At 52.5% G+C, this 5,737-nt stretch carries 6 protein-coding genes; 4 read left to right on the forward strand and 2 right to left on the reverse strand.

Going from position 1 to position 5,737, the window contains the following annotated elements; genetic code table 11:
* The first annotated feature begins 351 nt into the window (after window positions 1–351).
* The 4 genes from QMK50_RS00005 (at window position 352) to QMK50_RS00020 (ending at window position 3,476) form a co-directional block, all read left to right on the forward strand.
* Window positions 352–825 carry a hypothetical protein gene (locus tag QMK50_RS00005; RefSeq protein ID WP_320332123.1) on the forward strand — a complete coding sequence of 158 codons (474 nt, stop codon included), beginning with the start codon at window positions 352–354 and terminating at the stop codon, window positions 823–825.
* A gap of 1,152 nt (window positions 826–1,977) precedes the next feature.
* Window positions 1,978–2,667, forward strand: a complete 690-nt coding sequence (locus QMK50_RS00010; protein WP_320332124.1) for a replication initiation protein — start codon at window positions 1,978–1,980, stop codon at window positions 2,665–2,667.
* Window positions 2,668–2,738: 71 nt separating this feature from the next.
* A complete protein-coding gene (locus tag QMK50_RS00015) occupies window positions 2,739–3,140 on the forward strand; it encodes an entry exclusion protein 1 (protein WP_320332125.1) in 402 nt (133 codons plus the stop codon).
* A 48-nt stretch (window positions 3,141–3,188) separates the two neighbouring features.
* Entirely contained in the window at window positions 3,189–3,476 is a 288-nt protein-coding gene (locus tag QMK50_RS00020) for an XRE family transcriptional regulator (RefSeq protein ID WP_320332126.1), read from the forward strand.
* 1,086 nt (window positions 3,477–4,562) lie between these two features.
* Here the strand turns inward: QMK50_RS00020 and QMK50_RS00025 are convergent.
* Window positions 4,563–4,802 (reverse strand): hypothetical protein, encoded by a 240-nt coding sequence (locus QMK50_RS00025; protein WP_320332127.1) that lies wholly within the window; start codon window positions 4,800–4,802, stop codon window positions 4,563–4,565.
* Entirely contained in the window at window positions 4,802–5,020 is a 219-nt protein-coding gene (locus tag QMK50_RS00030; protein ID WP_320332128.1) for a hypothetical protein, read from the reverse strand. Before QMK50_RS00030 ends, QMK50_RS00025 begins: the two co-directional genes overlap by 1 nt.
* Window positions 5,021–5,737: the final 717 nt, after the last annotated feature.

Here is a 5,737-nt window from a genome sequence, read left to right on the forward strand (position 1 = left end):
TCCCGCCTATCTGCGGGATTCTTTGTACCTGGGATTTGACGAAACATCGTTATTAGCAGTCCTGTGGCTGTTCACAGTAATGGGCCTGTTCATGATCTGACTTTGGTCAGGACAACGCGAAACCCTGCAAAGTGACCAAAAAAGTAGGGGGTTTTCGGCCTCAGAATTTGGACAGTGGCTTCTGGCACGCAGGTCGTGACGCCAGAGTGAGCCTATCAACCCCACTTGAGGCTAGACGATGCAGACCGCTACAGATGACGGCAGAGACAAGGGCTTGACGGCGGCTGGGCGCGGCCACCAACGGCCTTCGAAAAAGCAGGTAAAATGCCACCACGATGAAATGGGGGCCGTGTGACAGGAATTCTTACTCTAGGGAAAAACCACCTGGTGGGGCACCCCAATGGCGGCGAAGTGTTTGGCGTAATCCCCGCGATTGTTCGCCTGGGCGCTGCCGAAGCCTCGATCTATTTGAAGGGCGGCATGCACCGGGTACCACCGGGACGGCCAGCCGTTGGCTACGGGGTCAAACACATATGGGAAGGCAAAAAGAGAGAGCTTCGCAGTCGGGGCTGTTCTACACCTGACGATGTGCCCCAGTTTGTTGCCGATCTGATTGTGCTAGGCGCCGAGATTTACCATGATCCGGCACACGGGCGCGCGGCAATGAATCGCATCACGATCCTTCGGACCCAGGATGGGACGCTGCTGCTGGAACCGCTGCCGGGTGACCGTAATCTAGGGTTTCATTACTCGGTGGTCACTTGGACGCCGCGTTCTACGCCCAGAGGTATTCAGGTCGGTACCATCACCAAAGAATGGGCATGAAAAAAGCGGCCCGTGGGCCGCTTTCGTCTTGAATCGAGAGGCTATAGTCGCAGCGATTCTTTAGCTTCGAGACTCGGTTTCCGTGTCTCTTGGGTCAGAATCCAACCGAGTCAAGCAGCCATACGAAGGTGGCCTATCGATTGTCCCTACGTCAGTGAGTACCAGTTTCACTGCTGCCGAAAGTCCGGGGGGCCACTACTGGAAAGCCAAGCCCGGAAATGCGCGATTGCAGTCCTCGAAGAAAAGCTTAGCACCTGCTAAACACTTACTCAAACTGACCCCCATAGAACATTACTATAGGATCGCAACGAGTTGCGATCCTATAGTAATGTTCTATGGGGGTCAACTTTTACCTTGCTGGAATTTTTATGGGCATTGCCCATTATGATGGCCAATAGCTCATGGTTAGCGCAGGCAACTATCGAGCAGAATATGCTCATTCGGTAACCTCGGATTGTCCCTTCGTCGCACATTTTAACTTCCTGTCCGTGGTCATGATTTCTTGAGCGGAAAGCTCCTCAATATCCTTCTTATGAAAAACCAATTGCGCTCCAGACACCTTGGTTTTGCATCGCGATGCTCCCGCTAATATTTTCCTGGTAAGCCTACGCGAAATCAGCGGAAAACCACTTCACTTGGACGACGTTGAGGCCTGTTCCGCGGCCTATCCTCTAATCAACCAGCAAGCGAAGCGCGCAGGGCGTCAGCCAGCGTCGTGAAGGAGCGAAGCCGCCCGTGCACGGCGTAGAGCTCATACGCGGTGTGGATCGGGCGCACAGCGACTGGAGCGGCGCTTGTATTAGACATACAGCTATATCTGCATCTCTCGAAACTCATGCTTTTGAGGGACTGATATCAAGGCACGTATCCTCGTATCCCCTATCTTTTAAATCTTGTTTTTCTTGTTTTTCCTTGTTTTAAGCCAAGTAAGTATTTGTTTTTAAAAGGTTTTTTGCGGTTAAGGGGGAGAGATTCCGGGTTAAAGGGGGAGAGATTCCGGGTTAAAGGGGGAGAGATTCCGGGTTAAAGGGGGAGAGATTCCGGCTGTTATCCACAGTCATAGGCTCAACCATACTTATAAGGGAGAGGGTATTGACTGTCTCCTTCTCCCCCAAATACCCTATCAGGGAGAGATTCCGGGTAGAGGCAGGGATGGTCGAGAACAAAGTAACTCAGTCCAATAAGCTCGTTGAGGCCTCACATACACTAACGCTCAACGAGAAGCGCTTAGTGCTTTGTGCTGCATCGCTGATCGATTCGCGCAAGCCGTTGCCCAAGGACGGCTATTTGACCGTTCGGGCCGATACGTTTGCCGAGGTGTTCGGTATTGATGTGAAACACGCCTATGAGGCGCTAGACGATGCAGCTACTAGGTTGTTCAACCGTGATATCCGCCGGTATGTAAAAGGTAAGCTAGTAGAGCGTATGCGCTGGGTCTTTCATGTGAAGTACAGGGAAGGTCAAGGCTGCGTCGAGCTGGGATTCTCCCCAACGGTGCTTCCACACCTGACCATGCTGAACAAAGAGTTCACCAGCTACCAGCTCAAGCAGATCGGCAGCCTATCTAGCTTTTACTCTGTCCGTATCTACGAACTGATGAGTCAGTTCATCAAGCTTAAACAGCGGGAATGCACCCTCGTCCAACTGCGAGAAATGCTCGACCTAGGGGAAAAATATCCCAACGTTAAAGATCTGCGACGCTGGGTCATTGATCCCGCACTGGCTGAACTGAACAAAAACACAGATCTAACCGTTTCAGCAGAGCCTCGCCGGCAGGGTCGAAAAATCATTGGTTTCTCATTTACGATCACCAAGAGTGACCAGATGACACTGAAACTTTAGTGATGGTCATCACAGTCAGCCACAGTGCTAACCTGTAGGCACCCGACAGACAGAAACCGACACTGCCCTACATGGCAAAATTAACCATCGGTCGTATGGCAAATCTTTACGGTTTGCACCGTTCCACCCTGCATGAAGCCGTGGCCAAGGGCCGCGTAACTGCTGGTCTCGATGGGAAAGGACAGAAGGTTATCGACCTTTCCGAAATGATCCGGGTGTACGGCGAACCCAAAGGTCAAACCCTACACTCCCCTACACCACAGTCCGACACCTCCCCTACACCCACTATCGACGCCCTACACCCTCTCCTAGAGGAGCTCCGATTGTTGCGGGAAGAAGTTCGAGAGTTACGTGAAACCATGCGCTTGCTCGAGCACAAGCCAACGCAGCAACCAGCACAAAAACCCTCCACCCCGGCAGCGCCTTCTGAGCCTGCCACTTGGGCCAGTTTGTTCAGCGCCCTGGACAAATAGTTTTAGTGGCCGTGGCGAGGTCAAAGACACGATTTACCGGAGGCAGCAATGAACATCACAACCAGCAGCGGCAATGTGTTTTCTGACTTGGAGTGCTCAAACCCTGCAGCCCTGTTACTGCAGTCGGAGCTAATGATCGCGCTGCGAAAACTGGCCCAAGACCAGCAATGGTCAAACGCCCAGCTGGGTCAGCAACTCAACATCACGACTGACCGGGCGCACCTGCTGCTTCATGGCTCCATCAATGATTTCACCCTGGACGAGATCGTCGAGCTGGCAACCAGTGCAGGAATCAGAACCGAGATAACACTTCCTTCCCCAATCTCCCCTCCCTAGTCCTTACGCTTTTGAGCAAATGGCCAAAAGTACAAAAGGCCATTGATACGCCGGGAGGCGTCACCGTTGAGCAGCAGGCGAATAAGGCAGGGAGTGAAGTAGCCGGTAGGCCTACTTCACACATCCTGCCCTTAACCCCGGATTCATCCATCAGCACCCATTTTCCTTAAGTGATTTTTTTACGTCACTTTCTGGCCTCACCTACACCTCATCATTGCCACTTTCATCCTCCCTGATGTCACGCCTCTGCATTTAGGACGTATCCATTCCCAAATTTTGAGCAAAAAAAACCCCAACGAACACGCTGGGGCCTTCCTGAAGACGATGCTTAAGGCCAATCGTCAAACCTGTCCCGCAAGAACTCCCACGCCTGGAACACGCGGATACAGCTCAATGCGAGGCACAACAGTCGCCAGAATCTGCGCATGCTGGAGCCTTTAAGTTGAGGCTTACCTCCACCGCACTTACCGGAACATGCGCGGTGCGGGAACTGGTCGAAGGCTCCCTGTGAGATAAGTTATTTATAGGCCCATCGCGTAATACGCTTCCGGCACGGTTCCTACGCCGTGTGCTAGGGGCCTTCACTCTGGCAATTAGCCTGAGCGACCGCCCGATAGTAACCAGTACGCCATGCCAGAAAAAAGCACTTTAAAGGGTTTTTGAAGTTTATTTTTCGGGGTGACGATTGCCCCTTGACTCGCCCCCTAGAGACGCGCTTGCTTTTTACACAATAACCACACAATCACACCGAAATCGTCATCATTCGACGAAAATACCTGGTTTAAATCCAACGATATTTTCGCTTATTCGGATTCATTCGAGTTATTCGGTCGGGTTTGCGGAAATTCTAGTGGCACCATAATTTATGGTCTTATAGTATCGGTCTCGTCGAAGGCTCCCTGTGAGCAGCGAAAATCTTCCTAGGATTTCCGCTACAAAAAACCGCCTCCCTAAGGCGGTTTTTTTTTTGCCCGGATTTAGCTGCTAAATCCGGAAGCGCAATTTTCGACTGGTTTGTGTCAAAAAAACTGTATTGACCAAGCCATGTGCACCAGCATCATTTTTCGCAAATGCAAAACATCTTTTTCAAAGCTCAACAGCAAACCCCTTGATGCCCTGGGCTTCGGCAAAGCGTCCCACCGCGGTCAAACTGGCCCAGGTGCGCAACGCTTCGCGCCGTGAGCGCACCGGCAGCCAGCGACTGCCAACACCGCCCAAACGAATCGCCAGTCCCCATTTTTCACCGTGACGGCTGACCAATACCTCACGCACTGCGCCGCCCTCGAGCATGGCCCGCAGCGCCTCCTCCTGAATGCCGGCGCGCATCAAAACAACCCCAAACGAATTTTCTCTTGCAGCACCGTGGCCAGCTCACGATTAGGGTACTGGGGTTCGACGGTGCGAGCTTTGCAGTACGGCGCATGGGTAAAAGCGCCGGCCTGCGTTAGATCCTGGACGTGGTTACAGAGCCGACAGCGCACCCGCGAGCCGTCGACTTTCCAATGTTTATTCCAGGCTTCCAGCGGGAGATAGGGTACGGACATTCAAAAGCAGGCCTCTGGGCATGAAGAACAGGGGCTGAATGCGCGTAAAACCCCTCACTATTGGAATGGTAGGCCAGACCCCCACCCTCTGGCGTCCAACCTGCACAAAAAAGCCCACCAAAGTGGGCTTTTTTGTGGGGAGCGATTTAACAAAAACGCCGTTACTCGTAACGCGGCGGCCACCCGCTTGCGGCCGCTTCTAACTATTTTCAGAACGCCCGACGAACGGTAGCTATTTCCGACTGATTCAGAATCTCGCGAAGCTAAATAAAAGACATACGAGAGAATTCACCGATGTCTTTAAACCAAACCCTAAGCAACTTACTCCTGGTCGTTACCATCATCACCACGCTGCACGGCCCAGTTCCACCGGCCCCGCCGGCCCAGAATCCGGTCCTGGCCCTGCCACTGATGATTTGCCCCCGGTAATGCCGGGGTTCCTTTCCTGCGCGCTAACGCGACGGAGAAAAGACCGAAAACTGAAACTGTAAACGCACATTCGGATTGGCACTGCGCCGATTAAGCCCCCTGAAACCTTGTATGGGGAAATCAACGAATGGAGCAGGTTTATGCGTTTTATATGGTTTGTGGTTCGGCTTTTTGTTCGACTGTTGATTGAGTGGTTTTTCGACGGAATTTCATTTGATTGGCCATAGCCGGAGATCTGAAGCGGGCTCCGTTTCAAGGCCAGCTGGCCACCATTCAAAGCGCAAAGAA

The sequence above is a fragment of the Pseudomonas sp. P5_152 genome (assembly GCF_033989915.1).
Taxonomy (GTDB): Bacteria; Pseudomonadota; Gammaproteobacteria; order Pseudomonadales; family Pseudomonadaceae; genus Aquipseudomonas.